Annotated in this window: 14 protein-coding genes; all 14 read right to left on the reverse strand. The window is 72.3% G+C overall.

The features are described 5' to 3' along the window. Window positions 1-37 precede the first annotated feature (37 nt). A complete protein-coding gene (gene cimA, locus HNR10_RS10045; RefSeq protein WP_179822637.1) occupies window positions 38-1,648 on the reverse strand; it encodes a citramalate synthase in 1,611 nt (536 codons plus the stop codon). 316 nt (window positions 1,649-1,964) lie between these two features. Beyond that, window positions 1,965-3,080, reverse strand: a complete 1,116-nt coding sequence (locus tag HNR10_RS10050; RefSeq protein WP_179822639.1) for a branched-chain amino acid aminotransferase — start codon at window positions 3,078-3,080, stop codon at window positions 1,965-1,967. 218 nt (window positions 3,081-3,298) lie between these two features. Beyond that, window positions 3,299-4,357, reverse strand: a complete 1,059-nt coding sequence (locus tag HNR10_RS10055) for a 3-isopropylmalate dehydrogenase (protein WP_179822641.1) — start codon at window positions 4,355-4,357, stop codon at window positions 3,299-3,301. A 571-nt stretch (window positions 4,358-4,928) separates the two neighbouring features. After that, the gene (locus tag HNR10_RS10060; RefSeq protein WP_179822642.1) at window positions 4,929-6,572 is read right to left on the reverse strand and encodes a glycosyltransferase; all 1,644 of its coding nucleotides are present in this window, start codon (window positions 6,570-6,572) and stop codon (window positions 4,929-4,931) included. Between the two features lie 17 nt (window positions 6,573-6,589). Next, a complete protein-coding gene (locus tag HNR10_RS10065) occupies window positions 6,590-8,194 on the reverse strand; it encodes a glycosyltransferase family A protein (protein ID WP_179822644.1) in 1,605 nt (534 codons plus the stop codon). After that, complete coding sequence (locus HNR10_RS10070; RefSeq protein WP_179822646.1) at window positions 8,191-10,008, reverse strand: glycosyltransferase; 1,818 nt, start codon at window positions 10,006-10,008, stop codon at window positions 8,191-8,193. The genes HNR10_RS10065 and HNR10_RS10070 overlap by 4 nt, the downstream gene beginning before the upstream one ends. Then, window positions 10,005-11,957, reverse strand: a complete 1,953-nt coding sequence (locus HNR10_RS10075; protein ID WP_179822647.1) for a glycosyltransferase — start codon at window positions 11,955-11,957, stop codon at window positions 10,005-10,007. The genes HNR10_RS10070 and HNR10_RS10075 overlap by 4 nt, the downstream gene beginning before the upstream one ends. Continuing rightward, the gene (locus HNR10_RS10080; RefSeq protein WP_312889197.1) at window positions 11,954-12,355 is read right to left on the reverse strand and encodes a hypothetical protein; all 402 of its coding nucleotides are present in this window, start codon (window positions 12,353-12,355) and stop codon (window positions 11,954-11,956) included. Before HNR10_RS10080 ends, HNR10_RS10075 begins: the two co-directional genes overlap by 4 nt. A gap of 307 nt (window positions 12,356-12,662) precedes the next feature. Continuing rightward, window positions 12,663-14,252: a phosphoglycerate dehydrogenase gene (serA, locus tag HNR10_RS10085; RefSeq protein WP_179822649.1), complete on the reverse strand. Its 1,590-nt coding sequence runs from the start codon at window positions 14,250-14,252 to the stop codon at window positions 12,663-12,665. Window positions 14,253-14,489: 237 nt separating this feature from the next. Further along, a complete protein-coding gene (gene ilvC, locus HNR10_RS10090) occupies window positions 14,490-15,485 on the reverse strand; it encodes a ketol-acid reductoisomerase (RefSeq protein ID WP_179822652.1) in 996 nt (331 codons plus the stop codon). Window positions 15,486-15,581: 96 nt separating this feature from the next. Beyond that, window positions 15,582-16,106 carry an acetolactate synthase small subunit gene (gene ilvN / locus HNR10_RS10095; protein ID WP_179822654.1) on the reverse strand — a complete coding sequence of 175 codons (525 nt, stop codon included), beginning with the start codon at window positions 16,104-16,106 and terminating at the stop codon, window positions 15,582-15,584. A gap of 17 nt (window positions 16,107-16,123) precedes the next feature. Continuing rightward, window positions 16,124-17,899, reverse strand: coding sequence for an acetolactate synthase large subunit (locus HNR10_RS10100; RefSeq protein WP_281390218.1), 1,776 nt, complete (start codon window positions 17,897-17,899; stop codon window positions 16,124-16,126). A gap of 367 nt (window positions 17,900-18,266) precedes the next feature. Continuing rightward, window positions 18,267-19,136 (reverse strand): hypothetical protein, encoded by an 870-nt coding sequence (locus tag HNR10_RS10105; RefSeq protein ID WP_179822658.1) that lies wholly within the window; start codon window positions 19,134-19,136, stop codon window positions 18,267-18,269. A 73-nt stretch (window positions 19,137-19,209) separates the two neighbouring features. Beyond that, window positions 19,210-21,915, reverse strand: a complete 2,706-nt coding sequence (locus HNR10_RS10110; RefSeq protein WP_179822659.1) for a putative bifunctional diguanylate cyclase/phosphodiesterase — start codon at window positions 21,913-21,915, stop codon at window positions 19,210-19,212. Window positions 21,916-22,013: the final 98 nt, after the last annotated feature.

Genomic DNA, 22,013 nt, shown 5'->3' on the forward strand with positions numbered 1-22,013 from the left:
GGCCGCGCCGGCCCGCGCCTCCGGGGTCCCCGGCCGGTCAGGTCTGCGGGTAGCCCTGGCGGAGGAGGCCGTAGGTCACGCCCTGTTCGAGGGCGATCCAGGAGGCGTCCACGACGTTGGGGCCCACACCGACCGTGGTCCACTCCCCCGTGCCGTCGCTGAGGGTGATGAGGATCCGGGTGATGGCGTTGGTGCCCGAGGTGCCTTCGAGGATGCGGACCTTGTAGTCGGTCAGCTCCAGCCCGGCGAGCGCGGTGTAGACGGTCTCCATGGACTCGCGCAGGGCCCGGTCCAGGGCGTTGACCGGGCCGTTGCCCTCGGCCGTGGCGATGACGCGCTCGCCCTTGACCCGGAGCTTGACGGTCGCCTCGGTCAGGCTGTCGTCCTCGTGCGCCAGCGGACCCGAGCCGCTGCGCGGCCGTCGCTCGGTGATGACCCGCCAGGACTCGGTCTCGAAGTAGCGAACCGGCGCGCCCAGCTCCTCGCGGATGAGCAGTTCCAGGGAGGCGTCGGCGGCCTCGAAGCTGTAGCCGGTCAGCTCCAGCCCCTTGATGCGGTCCACGACCCGCCCGGACAGGGCGCGGTCCCCGGCCAGGTCCAGGCCCAGTTCCTCGGCCTTGAGCTCGATCGACGCCCGCCCGGCCATGTCCGAGACGAGCATGCGCATGCGGTTGCCGACGAGCTCGGGGTCGGTGTGCTGGTACAGGTCGGGGTCGACCTTGATCGCCGAGGCGTGCAGCCCGGCCTTGTGCGCGAACGCCGACACCCCCACGTAGGGCTGGTGGGTGTCCGGGGCGAGGTTGACGATCTCGGCGATGGCGGTGGCCACGCGGGTCATCTCGGCGAGGCAGCCCTCGGGCAGGACCCGGCGGTCGTACTTGAGTTCGAGCGCGCCGACCACGGAGAAGAGGTTGGCGTTGCCCACCCGCTCGCCGTAGCCGTTGGCGGTGCACTGCACGTGCGTGGCGCCCGCGTCCACGGCGGCCAGGGTGTTGGCGACCGCGCATCCGGTGTCGTCCTGGGCGTGGATGCCCAGGCGGGCGCCGGTGGCCTCGCCCACCTCGGTGACGATCCGGGTGATGTCGCCGGGGAGCATGCCGCCGTTGGTGTCGCACAGGACGACCACGTCGGCGCCGGCCCCGGCGGCGGCGCGGACGACGTCGAGCGCGTGGTGGGGGTCGTGCCGGTAGCCGTCGAAGAAGTGCTCGCAGTCCACGAACACGCGCTGCCCGTGTTCGCGCAGGTGGGACACCGTGTCGGCGATCATGGCGAGGTTCTCGTCCAGGGTCGTGCGCAGGGCGCGCTCGACGTGCCGGTCGTCACTCTTGGCGACAAGGGTGACGACCGGTGCGCCACTGTCGCGCAGTGCGGCCACCTGTGGGTCGTCGGCGGCCCGCACACCGGCCCGGCGGGTCGCGCCGAACGCGGTGAGTTGCGCGTGCTCCAGCGTGAGCTCTCGTGAAGCCCGCTGGAAGAACTCGGTGTCCTTGGGGTTGGCCCCCGGCCACCCTCCCTCGATGAACGCCACCCCGAGGTCGTCCAACAGCTGTGCGATGGCCAGCTTGTCGGAGACCCGGAGATTGATCCCCTCGCGCTGGGCTCCGTCGCGCAGCGTGGTGTCGAAGACGTGGAAAGTGTCGTCCCTCATGGGCGGATCTCCCGAAGGTGGATGCTGTGTGTGTCGGCCCCGACCAACAAAAAAGACCCCTCGTGGACACGAGAGGTCAGCGCGCTGGCAGGGTCCGGTTTCCTTCCCTGCGCGTACGCGGGAAGGTGTCAGCCAGCGCGCCCCGAAATAATGAGTACCTGGGACAGCATGTGGCCAGTGTGCCACACGGGCCCGCGAGTTCCGGTGCTCACCGGCGTTTTGTCTCACCATCCGAGACCAGGGTTTCTCACTCCGGACGAACGGTCCACACGAGGGGCCGCCCGGAACACGTCCGGACGGCCCCGTGGGACCCGCGCTAGAAGCGGGTGATCCAGCCGTGCTTGTCGTTGCGCAGGCCGGTCTGGATGCCCACCAGCTCCTCGCGCAGACGCATGGTGACCGGGCCCGGGGTCCCGTCGCCGATCCGGAACTCGCCGTCGTCGCTCTTGACGTGGCCGACCGGAGTGATCACCGCGGCGGTGCCGCAGGCGAACACCTCGGTGAGCTCGCCGGACTCGGCGGCCTCGCGCCACTCCTCGATGGAGATCGGCTCCTCCTCCGCGGGGATGCCGAGGTCCGGGGCCAGGGTCAGCAGCGACTCCCGGGTGATGCCGGGCAGCAGCGTCCCGGTGAGCGGGGGCGTCCGCAGCCGGGCCTTGTCCCCGGAGCCGAACACGAACCACAGGTTCATGCCGCCCATCTCCTCGACCATGCGGTGCTCGCGCGCGTCGAGCCACACCACCTGGTCACAGCCCTTCTCGACGGCCTGGGCCTGCGCGAGGAAGCTCGCCGCGTAGTTGCCCGCGAACTTGGCCGCGCCCGTGCCGCCCGGGGCCGCGCGGGTGTAGTCCTTGGAGAGCCACACCGTCACCGGCCTGATACCGCCCGAGAAGTAGGACCCCACCGGCGACGCGAAGAGAAGGTAGAGGTAGCTGCGGGACGGGTTGTTGACGCCCAGGCCGACGTCGGTGGCGAACATGAAGGGCCGCAGGTACAGGCTGAAGTCCTCCTTGGTGGGGACCCAGTCGCCGTCGTGCTCCAGGAGCAGCTCGATGGACCGGATGAACAGGTCCTCGGGCAGCTCGGGCATCGCCATCCGGGCGGCGCTCCGGTTGAACCGGGCCGCGTTGGACTCCGGGCGGAAGGACGCCAGTGTCCCGTCCGGGTGGCGGTAGGCCTTGAGGCCCTCGAAGATGGACTGCGCGTAGTGCAGGGCGGCCGTGGCCGGATCCAGGGTGAGGGGGCCGTACGGCTCCAGCTTGGCGTCGTGCCAGCCCTTGCCCTCGGTGTAGCGAATGCTCACCATGTGGTCGGTGAACACCTGGCCGAACCCCGGATTCACCAGCAGCGCGTCTCGTTCCTGCGGGGTCTTCCGCTGGTCGGAGAGCTGGATGTCGAACGTCAACCCGCTCGTGGTGGTGTTGTTGTTCATGTCGTCGGTGGTCCTCTCGGGTGCATCAGGCCGGCAGCGCCGCCGACCTGGGATCTAGTCTGACGTAAAGAGCGCACCCGGTGCCAGGGCTGGGGCGGGCCGGCGCAGCACGACGCCGACGGGCGCGCTCGGGAGTGTCCCGGGCGCGCCCGTCGGCGTCGAGTGCTCGGATGGCCGTCGGCCGCGCCCTGGAGGACAGGCAGGGCCGACGGCGCGCGTCAGCCCTGCTCGGCTACTCGCGCGGCCAGGTCGTCGCCGATCTGCGAGGTGGAACGGACCGCGTGACCACGGGTCTTGAGGTCCGCGGCGACGGCGTTCTCGATCTTGCGGGCGGCCTCGACGGCGCCCAGGTGCTCCAGCATGGTGGCGGCCGAGAGCACGGTGGCGGTGGGGTCGGCCTTGCCCTGGCCCGCGATGTCGGGCGCGGAGCCGTGCACCGGCTCGAACATGCTGGGGAAGGTGCCGTCGGGGTTGATGTTGCCACTGGCGGCCAGGCCGATACCGCCGGCGATGGCGGCACCGATGTCGGTGATGATGTCGCCGAAGAGGTTGTCGGTGACGACCACGTCGAAGCGGCCGGGCTGGTTGACGAAGAACATCGAGGCGGCGTCGACGTGGCAGTAGTCGACCGAGACCTCGGGGTACTCGGCGCCGACCTCCTTGACGACGCGCTGCCAGAGCTCGCCGGCGAAGGTCAGGACGTTGTCCTTGTGGACCAGGGTGAGCTTGCGGCGCGGGCGGGCCGCGGCCTTGGCGAAGGCGAAGCGGACGACGCGCTCGACGCCGAAGCGGGTGTTGACGCTGTCCTGGGTGGCGACCTCGTGGGGGGTGCCCTTGCGCAGGACGCCGCCGGCGCCCGCGTAGGGGCCCTCGGTGCCCTCGCGCACGACGAGCATGTCGATGTCGTCGGCGCCGACGCCTGCCAGGGGGCTCTCCACGCCGGGGAAGAGCCGGACGGGGCGCAGGTTGACGTAGTGGTCGAAGTCGAAGCGCAGGCGCAGCAGCAGGCCGCGTTCCAGGACGCCGCTGGGGACGCTGGGGTCCCCGACGGCGCCCAGGAAGATCGCCTCGTGCTCGGCCAGTTCGGACTCGACCGAGTCCGGCAGCGTCTCACCGGTACGGTGCCAGAGCTTGGCGCCCAGCTCGTACTCGGAGGTCGTGAAGGCCAGGTCGTACTGGGAGGCCGCGACCTCCAGCACCTTGAGGCCCTCGGCGACCACCTCGGGGCCGATCCCGTCGCCGGGGATGACGGCCAGTTTCACGGTGCGCGCTGCCATACGGTCTGCCTTTGACTCGGACGTGACCCCACCAGAGAATTCTCACATGATGAGATCAGCATGAACACTGGATGAGACAAGCCTAGCGGCCCTCGGGGCCGCCGTTGTCCCTGCGGTCCAGTGCCCCCTGCAGGGCGCGATGGACCTCGTCCTCGGAGTCGGGCGTGGACGGGTACTCGACCATGTCGTACATGTGGTCCTCCGGGTGCGGTGCGTGACCGGCGGCGCGTACGGGACGGCCGCGGGAACTCGGTGCGGGCGAGTGGCCAGACCGCGGGGCCCGGTGGTACCGGGCGGCGCGCCGGCCGCGTGGACGGCTGTGGCCACGGAAGAAGGAGCGGATCGTCCCGGCGAGATGGACCGCCGGAGGCGCCGGCGCGGGCCCGGGTGGGGCAGGCGGCGGCGAGGACGGCGGCACCAGGCGGTGGAGCCGGTGCCGCTGACTCCTAGGACGACAGAATATCGGATGTCCAACTACTTGACCAGCAAATCTCACCATGTGGGACGTGGTCGCGTCTCCGCAGTTCAGAGGGCCGGGACGGGCGGGCGCGAGCCGCCGCCCCGGCCCCGCTCACCTCACGCGGCGGCCGAGCAGCAGACGGGCCAGGCGCCCCCGTGTCAGGGCGCGGATCCGGCGCTCCCACCGGTCGGCCTCCGCCCGCCACCGGTCCCGTTTCGCCTCCTCCTTCAGCAACCTCGCGTGCCAGTCCCTCGGCGGACGCGCCGCGCCGGCCCCCTCGGCGCACAGCACCTCGTCGCGGTCCATGACGTGCACGCCCCAGACGGCGGCCACGACGGCGTCGCGATCCACCGCGTCGGCACCCAGGTGGCGGGCACGGGCGAAGGCCGCGGTGCGCTCCAGGCGCAGTGCCTCCGGCCGGTGGGCGCGCGCCCCCCGCACCCGGACCAGGCCCGCGCCCTCCCGTTCGGCCGCGCCGGTCAGGGCGCGCACCGCGCCCGGACGCGGCCGGGCCCCCGGTGACACCAGCAGCCGGAAGGGCACGTCGGGGTCCGGATCGGGCGCGGCGCCGACGAACTCCACCCGCGGCTCGCTGCGGTAGCACTCGTGGACCAACCGCACGTCCACCGCGGGGTCGTCCAGGACCGCGTGCCGTTCCGGCGTCACCCGCGACCACTCGCCCACCAGGCGGATCCGGAGGTCGGCCGTGTCCCCGGACAGCAGGCCGTCCACCGTCTCGGCCACGTCGTCGAAGCGGCGCCCGGTCGTGTCGACGACCACGTCGGTGAAGGGCACCTCCCAGGTCCGCCCGGGGCCCCTGCGCCGGGAGTACTTCCGGGGTACCCGGTTCTCCGTGAACGGCCGGGCGAAACGGGCCGCCTCGGGGGCGCGCCGCTCGGTCGTCGGGGTCCCCAGGTGCCAGCCGCCCGCCGCGCGCTCGGGGACGAACACCGCGCCCCGTTGGGCCAGCCGGTATCCGAGGACGCTGTCCTCGCCCATGACCGGGTCCGGCTCCGCGCCGGCCGCCGCCTCGAACAGCTCACGCCGCACGGAGGCCGTGGCGCCGGTGAACACCTCCCACGCGCGGTGTCCCGCGGAGCGCAACCCGTCGGTGGCCTCCAGCAGGTCGGTGACCCACTCCAGGGCGGCGGTACCCGGCCCCAGGAGGGCCGCCGCCTCGCCGCGGCCCACCCGGTCGCGGACCACCTCGGGGTCCAGCGTCGCGGCCGGCACGTCCGTGGCGGCGAACCCGCCCATCACGGCGAGGTAGTCGGCGAGGTGGTGCCAGCGCATCTGCGCCTCGACGTGCTCGCGGTCCACGACCATGTCGGCGTCCAGCCGCAGCACGACCGGGGCCCGTGAGGCGGCCACCCCCTCGCGTACCGCGTGCCCGGGCCCCCATCCGCGCGACGAGGCGACGACCAGGCGGGTGTGCTCGGGGCGGATCGGCGGCAGGACCAGCGGCGGCTCGCTGCCGTCGTCGACGACCACGACCTCCATCAGCTCCGCCGGATAGCTCTGCGCCGCCAGCGACGCCAGTGTCAGGTCCAGCTTCTCCTGCCCGCCGTGCGCGGGCACCACCACGCTCACACCCAGGACCGGATCCCATCCGCCCAGCGGCGGCGGGTCCAGCACCGAGTACTCGTTGCGCCGGATCAGCGGACGCGCTCCGCCACCCGCGTCCGTGTCCGCATCCGTGTCCGTGTCCCCGCCCGGGGATCCCCGGCCCCGCACGGATCCATCCCTGATCGACATACGCTGACCCTCGTCCCTCACCCGATGATCCGGCACAGGAGCCGACCCCCGCGGCTCCCGGTCAACCAGCGGAACCGGCGTTCCAACCGCTCCGCGCGCGCCTTGTGCGCCTCGGCCCCGGCCCGTGCCGCCGCCAGGCGGTCCTCCCAGTCCTCCGGCGGCTCCCCCTCCGGGTGCTCCGGTGTGAACAGCAGGCTCTCGCCGTCGATCCAGTGCACACCGAACAGCTCGTCCACCACGGCGTCGATCTCGTCCGCTCCCGCTCCCAGCCGGCGCGCGCGGGCGAAGGCGCCGGCGCGTTCCAGCCGGGGTCCGCCCAGGTCGTCCCCGGGCGCGGTCGCCCGCAGCAGTCCCGCGCGCGCGGCGTCGGCCAGTTCGATCATCCGCCGGACGGCGTGGCGTGCCAGCGGCTGTCCCGGGCGTAGGAACAGCCGGAAGGGCACGTCGGGGTCCGGATCGGGGTCGGCCCCGACGAACTCCACCCGCGGCTCGCCCCGGTAGTGCTCGTGGAGGAGCCGCACGTCCAGATCCGGGTCGTCCAGGACCGCGTGCCGCCCCGGCGTCACCCGCGACCACGCGCCCACCAGGCGGATCCGGAGGTCGGCCGTGTCTCCGGCGAGCAGTGCGTCCACCGTCTCGGCCACCTCGTCGAACCCGCCGCCGGCGGTGTCGATGACCGCGTCCACCCTGGGCACCTGCCACTGGCGGTCGGGGCTGCGGAGGCCGTCCCCGATCAGCGGCAGGCGGTTGCCCACCAGGGGGTACCGGTACCGCGCGCCGTCCGCCTTGCGGTGCTCCATCTGCGGGCGCCCCAGGTGCCAGCTCCCAGCGTCCACCTCCGGGACGAACACGGCGCCGTGCTGGGCGAACCGGTACCCGAGGTGGGTGTCCTCGCCCAGGATCAGACCGGAGTCCGCCCCGCCCGCCTCCTCGAAGAACGCGCGGCGCACCGATCCCGTGGCACCGATGAAGTACCGGAACACCCCGGGGCCGGCGGTGCGCAGGCCGTCCGTACGGTCGTAGGCCCGGCGCAGCCATGCCAGTTCGTCGCCCGGCCCCTCGACCAGGGCCTCCGGTTCCCCTCGGCGCACGGCGTCGAGGACCTCGCCCGGCGCGAGCGCGCCGGGCCGGTGGTCGACGCACCGCAGGTGGCCGGTGACGGCGACGTAGTCGGCGAGGTGGTGCCAGCGCAGCTGCGCCTCGACGTGCTCGCGGAAGGCGATCATGTCCGCATCGAGGAAGAGCAGCACGTCGGCGGCCGAGGCGGCCGCCCCGGAGTTCACGGCGTGACCGCGGGCCCAGCCGCCGGGCAGGCTCGGCACGATCCGCGTGTGCTCGGGGCGGATCGGCGGGAGCAGCAGCGGCGGATCGCTGCCGTCGTCGACGACCACGACCTCCATCAGCTCCGCCGGGTAGGTCTGCGCCGCCAGCGACGCCAGTGTCAGGTCCAGCTTCTCCTGGCCGCCGTAGGCCGGGATGACCACGCTGACGCTCAGCACCGGCTCCCAGCCGCCCAGCGGCGGCGGTTCCAGCACGGAGTGGTCGTTGCCCCGGATCGGCGGGCGGGGCGTCGGCTCCACCCGTGCCCGCGCCGCACGCGGATCGTTCTGGACCAGCGTCATCGCTCGCTCCCCTGTGTCGTCGTGGCCCGGGCCCCGTCCGGCGCGTCGCCCGGGTCGGATTCCAGCAGGGCGCTGGGGCGCCACCCGGGCCAGTGGCGCTGGGGGTCCTTCAGGAAGTAGCCGGCGGACTCCCGCCACGTGTGGCCGTCCGTGCGACGGCGGACGACACAGCCCAGGCCGTGCGTCCGGTACACGGACCCGCCGGCGCGCGCCACGTCGTCGAGGAGGCCCGCGTCGACGCCCGACCGCCAGGGCCGGAACCCGCCGAACTCCTCCAGGACCGTGCGGTCGGTCAGCAGCGCGGCGCCGGTCACGTGGTCGGCGAACCGTTCCGAGTGGACCAGCCGCCGCACGGTCAGGTCCGGCCCCTCCAGGTGGTGGTACTCCGTCGCGCAGCCGACGAGGTCGGCTCCGGAGTAGCGGCGGGCCAGCACCAGGTCGGCCAGGTGGTCGGGCCCGTACCAGTCGTCGTCGTCCATCTTCGCCACCAGCGACCCGCTCGCCCGCGCGATCGCCCCGTTCAGCACCGAGCCGAACACCGCGTCCGGCCCCGCCTCGAACACGACGGCCGCGTGCCCCGCGTCCCGGAAGGCCGCGACGTCGGCGCGCACCCTGGGCGTGTCCAGGCCGAACCCGTGCAGGGCGAGGACGAGTTCCACCTCGACCCCGCGCTGGCGCGCCACCTGCCGCAACGCGAAACCGACCATCTCCGGCCGGCGCGTGCACAACACCACCGACACCACCGGCTCGGCCAGAGCACCGGCCACCGACCCACGCCACCGGGCCACGGCCCCGTGCACCCGCAACGCCGCCCGCCGCAACCGGATACTGTGCTCCTCCCGCGCCAGCTCGTCCTCCAGGTCGGCACCGCGCACCGACCTGAGCAGTCCGTGCAGCTCGCCGCCCAGACCGCCCGCCCAGCGCGGCGCGGCGCCGGCGAACAGCGGGATCCCGGCCGCGGCGAGGCCCGCGACCGTGTGGGCGGCGGCCAGCGGGCCGCTGTGGCGGCCCCACTCGACCTCCACGGAGCGCAGGTCCCGCAGCCGGGCCACGGCCACGTCGCTCACGGCCCCGTCCTCCGGCACCCGCCACCGGACCGACCGGCCGACCTCCAGCACCCACCGGCCGCCCCGCGAGACCAACCGCCCCCTCCTGGGCTTCGACGCACGCGTGAAACCGATCGGATTGACCACCCGCTCGTCCACCGCCGGCACGTCCGCGACGGACGGCCGGGCGAAGCCGGTACCGCCCTCCGCCGACCCCGGTGCGCTCAGGCGGCGCCAGGCGGTGTCCGCCACCGCCCGCCGGTGGGCGTCCGCCGAGACCTCCGACACCGTCGCCACCGTCTCCCCGCGGCCACTCGCCATGCCGCGGGCCACCGCACCCACGACCTCCGACACCTCCACCGGGTCCGTGAAGGAGAACGCGTACGCGCACGCCCCGTCCGGCGACCGGCACACCCGCATGTCGATGAGGTCGGTCCACCCCGCCGCCGGCGGCGACGGCAGGGACCGCCCCGCCTGGGGAGAGGCGCGGAGGACGGCGATCACGGCCTCCGCGGCCCTGAGGGTTCCGGTGTCGGGTACGACCCGGCGCAGATCCGCCGGTGTGGCGGCGATGAGCACCACGAGTGCGACCTCGCGTCCCGCCCGCGGAGCGGCGTCCCACCCGTTCCCGTCGAGGTCCAGAGCCTGGCCCGCCGACCGCTCAGCGGCGCGCGCGGCCGGTCGGGCGGTGCCCGGACCGCTGTGGGCGACCAGTACGGTCCCGGCCGCGCGGGACCGCAGCGCCGTGTCGAGCACCGCGCGGATCACGGCGCCGTTCCCGCCGCGAGCAGCCGCGCCGCGGTCTCCGGTCGGCCCGGGCCGGCGGCGTCCGGCACGCTCCAGGGCTCCGCCGTCCGGGTCGCGGGGGCGTCCGCGAGGTGGGGCTCCAGCAGAGCGCTGGGCCGCCACCCGGGTCTGCGCCCGCCGTTCCCGTGGCGGAGGAAGTAGCCGGAGCCGACGCTCCAGGTGTGTCCGGACGACGTGCGACGGAGCACGTAGTTGCAGCCGTGGCCGCGGTGGACGCGTGCGCCCACGCGACGCAGGTCGGCCAGCAGCCGGGAGTCCTCTGACGTGGGCAGCGCCCGGAAGCCGCCCACCTCCTCCAGTGCTCGGCGGTCGGTGAGCAGGGTGCCGCCGGCGACCCGCTCGAACACGCACTCCGTGGGACCGGGCAGGCGCACGGTCAGGTCGAGGGGTTCGAGGTAGACGAACGACGCGATGGATCCCACGAGGTCGGCTCCGGAGTAGCGGCGGGCCAGCACCAGATCGGCCAGGTGGTCGGGCCCGTACCAGTCGTCGTCGTCCATCTTCGCGACCAGCGACCCGCTCGCCCGCGCGATCGCCCCGTTGAGCACCGAGCCGAACACCGTCCCGGGATCGCACTCCCACACCACCAGGTCCCACCCGCTCGCGCGGAATCCGGCCAGGGCCTCCCGCACGCCCAGCGCGTCCGAGCCGAACCCGTGCAGGGCCAGCACCACCTCCACGTCCACCCCGCGCTGGCGCGCCACCTGCCGCAACGCGAAACCGACCATCTCCGGCCGCCGCGTGCACAACACCACCGACACCACCGGCTCGGCCAGAGCACCGGACACCGACCCACGCCACCGGGCCACGGCCCCGTGCACCCGCAGCGCCGCGCGCCGCAGCCGAATACTGTGCTCCTCCCGCAGTTGCGGGTCGGCCAGGGCCGGGGCGTCGACGGAGGTGATGATCCGCGACACCTCCGCGCCGAGGCAGGCCGCCCACCGGGGCACGGCTCCGCTCACCAGGGGGATCCCCGCCGCCGCGAGGCCGGCGACGGCCCGCACGGCGGCCAGGGGTCCGCTGTGGCGGCCCCACTCGACCTCCACGACGCGCAGGTCGCGCAGACGCGCCACCACCGCGTCCGTCACCGCGCCGTCCTCCGGCACCCGCCACCGGACCGACCGGCCCACCTCCAGCACCCACCGGCCGCCCCGCGAGACCAACCGCCCCCTCCTGGGCTTGGACTCCCGGGTGAAGCCGATGGGGTTCACCACCCGCTCGTCCACCGCCGGCACGTCCGCCACGGACAGCCGGACGGGGGCGCGCCCTCCGGCACCGGCCAGCGCGCCGGGACGGCCCAGGCCCGCCCAGGACGGCCCGACGACGCCGGTGCGGGTACCGCTGCCGGGCACTGGCCCCGTGGCGGGCACCGGCCCCGTGCCGGGCATCGGTACCGTGCCGTGCCCCGATCCCGTGTCGGTGCCGCTCCCCGGCGTGCGCGCGACCGTGCCGCGGCGACCGCCCAGCATCCCCCGGGCCACCGCCGCCGCCACCTCCGACACCTCCACCGGGTCGGCGAACGAGAGCGAGCACGACCACCCCCCGCCCGGCAGGCGGCGCACCCGCGCGTCGATGACCTCCCACCGTCCCGACCCCGGCGGCACCGGGCACGGCGGTCCGATGTGCGGCGCGGCGGCCCTGACCACGACCGTGACGTCGGCTGCCGGCGGGAGGCCTTCGGCCAGGGCCACGGCCGCGCGCAGATCGGCCGTGGAGTCGGCGACGAGGGCGACGTGGACCGCGGGCCCCTCGACGGCGCTCCGCGCGGACCCGCCCAGATCGACCACCTCGGTGTCCGGTCCGAGCCCGGCCCGCCGCAGGTCGGCCCCGGACAGCGGGCCGGCGTGGCAGGCCAGGAGGCGTCCCGGTCCGCGGTGCCGCAGGGCGTGCGCGAGGTCCCCGTCGGTCACGAGGCGGCCCGCGCGTGGACTGCGGCGCCGCCAACCATCCCGACGCCGTCCCGCTCCGCGAGGTCCGCACGCAGTCCGGCCACGGACTCCGCGACGGCGTCGAGCCGGTCGGTCAGCTCGTCGGCCCGGCCGAACAGCTCGGCGCGGTTCTCGCCCGCGATCTCGGCGATCTCCTTCAGATGGCGGTCGAAGCCGCGTCGGAGGAGTCGCACCTGGACGCTGTTGCGGCGCACCAGGAGCGCCAGGAGGGCGACGGATCCGCAGACCGCCGCCAGGAGCAGGAGTTGGACAGCGGTCCACAGATCGAGCAGGCCGAGAGCGACCAGGGCCGCGGACGCGCCCGCCCCGGAGACCGCCATGGACGAGAGCAGCAGAAAACGCCGATTTCGAAGTCGCACCGCATACACCTTCCGGTTCCGGCCAGGGTGGGAGCACATTCGATTCCGCCCCCACCAGGCCAGACGCGAAGTGGAGGATCGGCGGCCGACCGCGCCGCCCGGAGCATCGCCCTGGCGGGCACCATGTTCCACGGGCCGCCGGAATCAGGATTTGATGACACGCCATGATCTGCGCATTCGCCGGAGAACGGCGCCGGATGGCCCCGTTATGCGACTTCCTGCCCGAAATGGCCGCCCGCGGTCGTGCGCGCACGCGAAAGGCCGCGTTCCACGACACCGTGGAACGCGGCCTCACCTGCTCGACCCGCTAGTCCTCCAGGTCGACCTGGCGCGAGATGTCCGCCTCGATCTCGGAGGAGATCGACGCGAGGATCTCGTCGGGCACGGCGGAGTCCACGGTGAGCGCGATCAGCGCCTTGCCGCCCTCCTTGTCCCGGATGACCTGCATGCCCGCGATGTTGACGTCCGCGTCACCCAACAGCGCGCCGACCTTGCCGACGATGCCGGGGCGGTCCTCGTAGGACAGGAACACCATGTGCTCGCTGAGGCCGATCTCCATCGAGTAGTTGTTGATCTCGACCAGCTTCTCGATCTGGCGGGGCCCGGTCAGCGTGCCGGAGACCGACACCCGCTGCCCGTCGGCGAGCACGCCGCGCACCGAGATGAGGTTGCGCCAGTCGCTGTGGTCGTCGCTGGTGACGAGGTTGACCTCGACGCCGCGCTCCTTGGCCAGCAGCGGGGCGTTCACGAAGGTCACGGTGTCCTCGACCACGTCGCTGAACACGCCCTTGAGCGCGGCCAGCTCCAGCACCTTGACGTCGTGGGCGGCGATCTCACCGCGGACCTCGACGTCGATCCGGCTGGCCACGGCGCCCGCCAGGGACGTGAACACGCGGCCCAGCTTCTCCGTCAGCGGCAGGCCCGGCTTGATCTCCTCGGCCACGCCGGTGCCCTGCACGTTCACCGCGTCCGGCACGAACTCGCCGGACAGGGCCAGCTTCACCGAGCGGGCGACCTGCGTGCCCGCCTTCTCCTGCGCCTCGGTGGTGCTGGCGCCCAGGTGCGGGGCCACGACCACGTTCTCGAACTCGAAGAGCGGGCTCTCCGTGGTGGGCTCCTTGGCGAACACGTCGATGCCCGCGCCCGCCACCCGGCCGTCCTTGAGCGCGCGGTAGAGCGCGTCCTCGTCCAGGATCCCGCCGCGCGCGGCGTTGATGATCCGCACGTTCGGCTTGACCTTGCTCAGCGCCTCGTCACCGATGAGGCCCAGCGTGTCCTTGTTCTTGGGCAGGTGGATGGTGATGAAGTCGCTGCGCTCCAGCAGTTCGTCCAGGGTCACCATCTCGACGCCGATCTGGGCGGCGCGGGCGGGCTGCACGAAGGGGTCGTAGGCGATGACCTGGGTGCCGAACGCCGACAGGCGCTGGGCGACCAGGGCACCGATCCGGCCGAGGCCGACCACGCCGACGACCTTCTCGTACAGCTCCACACCGGTGTACTTGGACCGCTTCCACTCACCGTTGATGAGGGCGTTGTGCGCGGGGGCGGTGTTGCGCGCACTGGCCAGCAGCAGGTTGATGGCCTGCTCGGCGGCACTGATGATGTTGGAGGTGGGGGCGTTGACGACCAGGACGCCCGCCTTGGTGGCCGCGTCGACGTCCACGTTGTCCAGGCCGACGCCCGCGCGGGCGACGACCTGGAGGCGGCCCGCGGCGGCGATGGCCTCGGCGTCGACCATGGTGGCGCTGCGCACGATGAGCGCGTCGACGTCCGCGAGGGCCGGGAGGAGCTGGGACCGGTCGGCGCCGTCCACATGGCGCACCTCGAAGTCCTCCTCCAGGAGCGCGATTCCGGCGGGCGAGAGCTTTTCCGCTACGAGTACGGCGGGTTTGGGCACAACGGTTCCTTTTCGGGTGGTGCGACCCGATCGCGCAGGCGGCTGGCCCTGCCCTGATCGGGTGTGACGGCCGGTCCAAAGTCTACTGCGGTGGTAGGGAAGCGCGCGGGCGGACCGGGGGGAAAGTCCGGATCCCCTGTCCCGTCGGGCTTCCCCGCCACACACGCCACCGGGGCGGAGGAGGTCCCCGCCCCGGTGGATGCGTCCGAGTGCTCGCGAGCGTGCTCGGCCCGGAGGCTAGCCCTTCAGCCAGCTCATCAGCGGACGCAGCTCGGCGCCCACCTTCTCGATCTTCTCGCTCTGCTCGGCCTCACGGCGCTTGGAGAAGGTCGGCTGCCCGGCGTCGAACTCGTCCATGAGCTCCTTGGCGTAGCTGCCGTCCTGGATCTCGCCCAGGATCTTGCGCATCTCCTCGCGGGTCTGCTCGGTGATCAGGCGCGGGCCACGGGTGTAGCCGCCGTACTCCGCGTTGTCCGACACCGACCAGTTCATCTTGGAGATGCCGCCCTCGTACATGAGGTCGACGATGAGCTTGAGCTCGTGCAGGCACTCGAAGTAGGCGATCTCCGGCTGGTAGCCCGCCTCCACGAGGGTGGCGAAACCGGCCTTGACCAGCTCCTCGGTGCCGCCGCACAGCACGGCCTGCTCGCCGAAGAGGTCGGTCTCGGTCTCCTCGGTGAACGTCGTCCTGATCACGCCGGCCTTGGTGCCGCCGATGCCCTTGGCCCACGACAGCGCCAGGTCCCAGGCCTGCCCGCTGGCGTCCTTCTCCACCGCGACCAGGCAGGGCACGCCGCGCCCGGCCTCGTACTGGCGGCGGACCAGGTGGCCCGGGCCCTTGGGGGCGATCATGGCCACGTCCACGCCCTCGGGCGGGGTGATGAGGCCGTAGCGGATGCTGAAGCCGTGGCCGAAGAAGAGCGCGTTGCCGGCTTCGAGGTTGGGCGCGATCTCCTGGGCGTACAGGTCGCGGTGGATGTGGTCGGGGACCAGGATCATGACCACGTCGGCCTCACGGGTGGCCTCGGCGGGGCTGAGGACGCGCAGTCCCTCCTCCTCGGCCTTGGCCCGGCTCTTGGATCCCTCGGCCAGGCCGATCCGCACGTCCACGCCCGAGTCCCGCAGCGACAGCGCGTGCGCGTGACCCTGGCTGCCGTAACCGATCACGGCGACCTTCTTGCCCTGGATGAGCGCGAGGTCCGCGGCGTCGTCGTAGTACATCTGTGCTGCCACTTGGGGTTACTCCTTGGGATCATCTCCGCGTGCGCGGGGAGGAACTGTTACTGACGTTCGTTCGGAACCTGCTCGGGCCCCGTGTCGGCCCGGCCCTCAGGCGCTGCGGTCGACCGCGCGAAGGGAGCGGTCGGTGATCGACCGGGGGCCGCGCCCCAGGGCGACCAGCCCGGACTTCACGAGCTCCCGGATACCGAAGGGCTCCAGGTTCTTCACCAGCGCATCGAGCTTCTCGGGGTCCCCGGTCGCCTCGATGACGACGACGTCCGGGCTGACGTCCACGACGTGGGCGCGGAACAGCTCGGCCGTCTGCAGCACGTGGGTGCGGCTGGACGCGTCGGCCTTGACCTTGACGAGCAGCAGCTCGCGGCGGACCGACGCGGTGGTGTCCATCTCCACGATCTTGACGACGTTGACCAGCTTGTTGAGCTGTTTGGTCACCTGCTCCAAGGGGTGGAGGTCGCAGTTGACCACGATTGTCATCCGGGACAGTCCTGGGTACTCGGTCGTGCTGACGCTGAGCGAGTCGATGTTGAAGCCGCGGCGGGAGAACAGTGAGGAGGCGCGGGCGAGGATGCCCGGGGTGTCCTCCACCAGAACGGAAAGCGTGTGACTGCTCATGGTGGTTCGGCCTTCTCCTAGTCCTCGTGTTCCCAGTTCGGCGCCATGTCGCGCGCGTACTGGATCTGGTCGTTGCTGACACCGGGGCCGACCATCGGCCAGACCATCGCGTCGTGGCTGACGGTGAAGTCCACGACGACGGGGGCGTCGTTGATGGACATGGCCTTCTCGATGGTCGAGTCGATGTCCTCGGGGCGCTCGCACCGCAGGCCGACACAACCGTACGCCTCCGCGAGGCGGACGAAGTCGGGAATGCGGACCTTCTCGTCCTTGGGCGAGGTCTGCAGGTCGGTGTTGGAGTAGCGGCCCTCGTAGAACAGGGTCTGCCACTGGCGGACCATGCCCAGGTTGCCGTTGTTGACGACCGCGACCTTGATCGGGATGCCCTCGATGGCGGCGGTGGCCAGTTCCTGGTTGGTCATCTGGAAGCAGCCGTCGCCGTCGATCGACCACACGACGCGGTCGGGGTCGCCGGCCTTGGCGCCCAGCGCCGCGGGGACGGAGAAGCCCATCGTGCCGAGGCCGCCGGAGTTGACGAACGCTCCGGGGCGCTCGTAGTCGACGAACTGGGCGGCCCACATCTGGTGCTGGCCGACGCCCGCGACGTAGGTGGCCTCCGGGCCGACGATCTTTCCGAGGCGCTCGATGACCGCCTGCGGGGCCAGGGAGTCGCCGTCGTGCGGCTCGTAGCCCTTGGGGTAGGTGTCGCGCAGCCGGTTGAGCTGGTGCCACCAGGCCGCGTAGTCGCCCTCGCGGCCCTTCTCCTGGTCGGCGCGCACGGCCACGACCAGGTCGGCCAGGACCTCGCGGCAGTCGCCGACGATGGGCACGTCCGCGTGGCGGTTCTTGGAGATCTCCGCCGGGTCGATGTCGGCGTGGACGATCTTGGCGTCGGGCGCGAAGGAGTCCAGGCGGCCGGTGACGCGGTCGTCGAAGCGGGCGCCCAGGGCCACGACCAGGTCGGCCTTCTGCAGCGCGCCGACCGCGGCGACGTCGCCGTGCATGCCGGGCATGCCCACGCACAGCGGGTGGCTGTCGGGGAAAACGCCGCGGGCCATCAGGGTGGTGACGACGGGGACGCCGGTCAGCTCGGCCAGCACCCGCAGTTCGGCTGCGGCTCCGGCGCGCAGGACACCGCCGCCGACGTACAGGACGGGGCGCTTGGCCTCGGCGATCATCCGCGCGGCCTCGCGCACCTGCTTGCCGTGCGGCTTGGTGACCGGGCGGTAGCCGGGCAGGTCCATGCGCTCGGGCCAGACGAACTCGGTCGCGGCCTGCAGGGCGTCCTTGGAGATGTCGACGAGCACCGGGCCGGGACGGCCGGTGGAGGCGATGTGGAACGCCTCGGAGATGGTGCGCGGGATGTCCCGCACATCCTTGACCAGGAAGTTGTGCTTGGTGATCGGCATCGTGATGCCGCAGATGTCCGCTTCCTGGAATGCGTCGGTGCCGATCATGGGCGAGGCGACCTGGCCGGTGATGGCGACCATCGGCACCGAGTCCATGTGGGCGTCGGCCAGCGGTGTCACGAGGTTCGTGGCACCGGGGCCGCTGGTGGCCATGCACACGCCGGGCTTGCCGGTGGCGTAGGCGTAGCCCTCGGCCGCGTGGCCGGCTCCCTGCTCGTGGCGCATGAGGATGTGGCGCACCTTGTCCGAGTCGTAGAGGGGGTCGTACGCGGGGAGGATGGCGCCGCCGGGAATCCCGAAGACAGTGTCAACGCCGACGTGCTCCAGCGACCTGATCAGCGATTGGGCGCCGGTCATCTGCTCGGTCATCTCAAGATCCTTCAGCGAGGGTCCAGAGCGGGTACAGCGGCTCTGGCTTGGTGGGTCTGACTCATGGCCTGGTGTGGCAATAAAAAAACCCCCACCGCCCGATGGCGGTTGAGGGGTGGCGCGCAGCAGAAGAAACTCAGTGGGCTGCGCGCCGACCAAGTACGAGAATCAGGGAGTTGCTCTGCACGTTGACAACAGTGGCCGACGGAGTGGTCGCCCGTCAACAAGAACGCCGTTTTGTCTCGCCATTCGAGACAAAAATGTCAGCATGCGGCCTCATCCATCGACACACCGACCCGCTGACCACGGCGGACGCCGCCGCGTCACCGACCGGGTGTAACGCACGGCACGTACCGCTGTCCACGCCGTGGACAGGCCCCGCTCAGCGGAACAGGTCCTCCGCCCGCTCCACCCTCACTGCCTTGCGAACCCAGGCGCGCAGCGTCTCGCGGTCGGCCATGGCGTTGATCCCCTGCCGAACCTCGTCGCTGACCTCGAGATCCCGACCCTCCAGGACCTCGATGATCGCAGCGGTGAGGCCCTTGGCCTCACCCTCACGGAAGGGTCGGCCGATCAACTCGGTCTTGAACTCGTAGTCGCGCAACTTCACGATCTCCTCCAGAGATCCCAGGGCCGCGGCGGACAGGGCCGCGAGCACGTAGTCAGAGTACAGCGAGGACTGAGACGCATCGAGGCTGTGAAGAGCCACTGACAGAGCCTCCAAAGCGGCCCGGTCCTCGGTTGGATTGGTGGCGATGGCCAGGGCCGTCAGCACCGGATGCTCCGCTGCCACTCGTTGGTCGGTGACGGGCTTCAGCGTGTCGAGGCCCAGTACCGTCGGCCGGATCTCGCCGCAACCCAGATCGATGGGTTCGTCGTAGCGTTGAGCCAGGGCCGAGTCCGGAGTCAGCACCAACAAGGCGATCGGGCACTTCAACCGATGTCGGGTGTAGGACACGTAGGCGGGCCAGCTGAAGAGCTTGCGGGGGTCCCACGAGCGCTGGGGCTCGGTGATGATCGCGAGCACCGACACCGGTTCATCCCCTTCGTGGGGCAGCGGCGGGCGCTCGCACACCACGACGTTGTCCGAGTTCAGATACGGGAGTGCCGTGCTCGTCGCCTCGGCCGCGTCGCAGCGCACGCGGGTGTACTCGGGCAACGGTGTTCCGCTGACCTCCCGCAGGAGTTCCGCCGCGAATCCCGGGTCGTTCCGGATCAGGTCGAGCGGGAACTCGTGTTCGAATGAGGGCATGTCGGCAACGTAGCCGCCGCGCGCACGACGCCGCAGGTGAACGACCTATCGTCCGGAATTGTCGGAGTCGTCCCTAGAGGTTGACGCCGCTCTCGCCGCCGACGAGGGACTCCATGCCGGAGGCCGGCATCGGGCGGGCGACCAGGAAGCCCTGGCCGCGGTCGCAGCCCATCGTGCGCAGCTGCTCCAGCTGCTCGGAGCGCTCGATCCCCTCGGCCACCACCTGGACGCCCAGGTCGCGGCCGAGCTGGATGATCGTGTGCGTCAGCAGGGTGACCGTGTCGTCCCGGCCCAGGTCGGCCGTGAACAGCGGGTCGATCTTGATCGCGTCCACGCTCAGCTCGCGCAGGTGGGCCAGGGACGCGTACCCCATGCCGTAGTCGTCGATGGCCAGCATGACGCCCAGGGCGCGCAGCTCCCCCAGGCGCAGGACGGCCTCGCCGACGTCGTCCAGCAGGACCTCCTCGTCGACCTCCAGCGTCAGCACCTCCGCGGGCAGGCCCGAGTCGGCGAGCACCGTCTCCACGGTCGACACGAAACGGTCGGAGAGCACCTGCTTGACGGACAGGTTCACCGACAGGCCGATGTCCCAGTCCGAGACCCGCCACACGGCGACCTTCTGGCACGCCTCGCGCAGGATCCACTCCCCCAGCGGGACGATCAGGCCGGACTCCTCGGCCGCCCCGATGAAGTCGTCCGGGCCCACGACCTCGCCGTCGCGGTTCCAGCGCACCAGCGCCTCCACCGCGGTCACCTGGGAGCTGTCCAGGTCGACGATCGGCTGGTACTCCAGGAAGAACTCCCCCGCCGCCAGCGCCTGGCGCAGCCGGATCTGCAGCTCCAGCCGCGACACCACGGTGTCGTGCATGTGGGCGGCGTACACCTCCACGTGCCCGGCGCCGCGCTCCTTGGCGCGCGTCATGGCCACGTCGGCGTTGCGCAGCAGCTCGCCGCTGTCGGAGGTGGGCTCGGCGAAGGCCACACCGATGCTCGCGGTCAGCAGGATGTCCCGGTCGGCCACCTGGAAGGGCTCCGAGGCGATCACCCGGCCCAGCCGCTCGGCCAGGTCCACCACGCGCTGGGCGCGCGTGACGCCCTCCACCAGGACCGCGAACTCGTCACCGCCCCACCGGGCCAGCGTCGCCGACGAGTCCAGCTCGCCGCGCAGCCTGCGGGCGGCCTGCCCGAGGAGGTGGTCGCCGCGCACGTGCCCGGCGGAGTCGTTGACCGCGGTGAACCCGTCCAGGTCCAGGAAGACGCACGCGATGTCGGTGTCGGGGTCGTCGCTGATCGCCCGGTGGGCCAGGACGTCGCTCGCGCGCTCCTCCAGGTAGGCCCGGTTGGGCAGGCCGGTGACCCCGTCGTGGAAGGTCAGGTGCTCGACCTCGTCCTGCAGTGCCACCTGGGCGCTGATGTCCCGGGTCGTCACCAGGAGGCGGTCCGGCTCGCCCGGCTGCTCGTACAGCGACACCGTGGACTCGGTGTGCCGCCAGGTGCCGTCGGCGGCGCGGACCCGCAGCCGCAGGTGCACCCCCTGGCCGGCCCGGTGGCCGAACAGGTCGTTGACCGCCTTGGTCCGCCCGAGGTCCTCGGGGTGGATGAGCGCCGTCACCGGCGCGGCCAGCACGTCGTCGAGCCGGTAGCCGAACGCTTCGGCCGTGCCCGGGCTGACGTAGAAGACCCCGCCGTCCCGGTCCAGGATGAGGATGACGTCCCCGCTGTTGCGGGCCAGTTCGTGGAAGTGCCCCTCGCGGTTGAGGACCATCCGCGCCAGGGTCGCGTTCTCTTCCAGCATGCCCAGCACCCGCACCAGCAGCACCAGCACCGCCGTGCCGGCGGCCAGCGGCAGCACCGGGGCCACGCCCGGCAGGCGCAGCGCCGCCACGGTGAGCACGATCGAGGCCAGGGCCAGCGCGCCGATCGCGGCCAGCTCGGGAGCGAACCGGTACAGCCCGCGCCCGGTGATCCTGCGCGGGACCGACCCCGGCCGGTGCTCCACCAGCCACGGCAGCGCGCCCAGCAGGGCGAAGCCGAGGAACTTCACCGGGTACTCGATCCCCCCGGCCACGGGTGGACCGGTGAGTCGGCTGATCCCGCCGATCAGGTCGGCGCCGGCGATGACGATGAGCGCCGAGATCGCCAGCAGCACCGCGCGCCGCGTGCTGTGCGGCGACATGAAGACCAGGGGGATCAGCAGGCACAGCACCACGATGTCGGCCACCGGGTAGACCAGGGCGAAGCCCAGCACCCCGGCGCCCTCGCCCAGTTCCCGGTACTGCGGGGCGAACAGCAGCAGCCACACGACGGAGAAGATGGCGGCGGCGCACACGTAGCTGTCGGTGATGTGGCGCAGGGCGGTGCGCAGGCCCCCCGGCCAGGGGGCGAACCGCGTGAAGCCCACCACGAAGAGCGGCAGGGCGGCCAGCGCGAACAGGTCGCCCAGGGTCAGCGAGAGCACGGAGCTGGAGCCGAAGAGGCGGGTGATCCCGTGGGTGACGCCGCCCGCCGCCCAGGCCAGGGACGCCAGGCCGAGGTTGCGCAGGGCGGCCGGCCCGTCCGCGCCGTCCGCCTGGGCGTCGTGGTCGGCGCCGGTCGCCGCCCACCGGCGCGACGCGAACAGCAGGGAGGCCCCCGCCAGAGCGGCCGCGACGGAGGTCGGCCACTCGGCCATGACCGCGGTGAGCGTGGACTGCGCCGCCGGTACGAACGTCCCGGCGACGTAGAGCAGGAACAGCGCACCGAGGGCTGCGGTCCACAGGCGGCGTGCCCTGATCCCCATCACCGACCTCCCAGTGGGTCTGCCGCGGCTCGCGGCCGCGCTCTCTGACGTGGACGTGGGGAACCCACCCGGCGTCGTCCGGTACCAGGCGCGTCACT

Origin of the sequence: Nocardiopsis aegyptia, from assembly GCF_013410755.1 — a bacterium.
GTDB lineage: Bacteria > Actinomycetota > Actinomycetes > Streptosporangiales > Streptosporangiaceae > Nocardiopsis > Nocardiopsis aegyptia.

What these genes read in the sequence shown, in the direction of transcription:
- cimA (WP_179822637.1), bottom strand. Translation starts at nt 1,648, where the DNA reads ATGAGGGACGACACTTTCCACGTCTTCGACACCACGCTGCGCGACGGA.
- HNR10_RS10050 (WP_179822639.1), bottom strand. Translation starts at nt 3,080, where the DNA reads ATGAACAACAACACCACCACGAGCGGGTTGACGTTCGACATCCAGCTC.
- HNR10_RS10055 (WP_179822641.1), bottom strand. Translation starts at nt 4,357, where the DNA reads ATGGCAGCGCGCACCGTGAAACTGGCCGTCATCCCCGGCGACGGGATC.
- HNR10_RS10060 (WP_179822642.1), bottom strand. Translation starts at nt 6,572, where the DNA reads ATGTCGATCAGGGATGGATCCGTGCGGGGCCGGGGATCCCCGGGCGGG.
- HNR10_RS10065 (WP_179822644.1), bottom strand. Translation starts at nt 8,194, where the DNA reads ATGACGCTGGTCCAGAACGATCCGCGTGCGGCGCGGGCACGGGTGGAG.
- ilvN (WP_179822654.1), bottom strand. Translation starts at nt 16,106, where the DNA reads ATGAGCAGTCACACGCTTTCCGTTCTGGTGGAGGACACCCCGGGCATC.
- HNR10_RS10105 (WP_179822658.1), bottom strand. Translation starts at nt 19,136, where the DNA reads ATGCCCTCATTCGAACACGAGTTCCCGCTCGACCTGATCCGGAACGAC.
- HNR10_RS10110 (WP_179822659.1), bottom strand. Translation starts at nt 21,915, where the DNA reads ATGGGGATCAGGGCACGCCGCCTGTGGACCGCAGCCCTCGGTGCGCTG.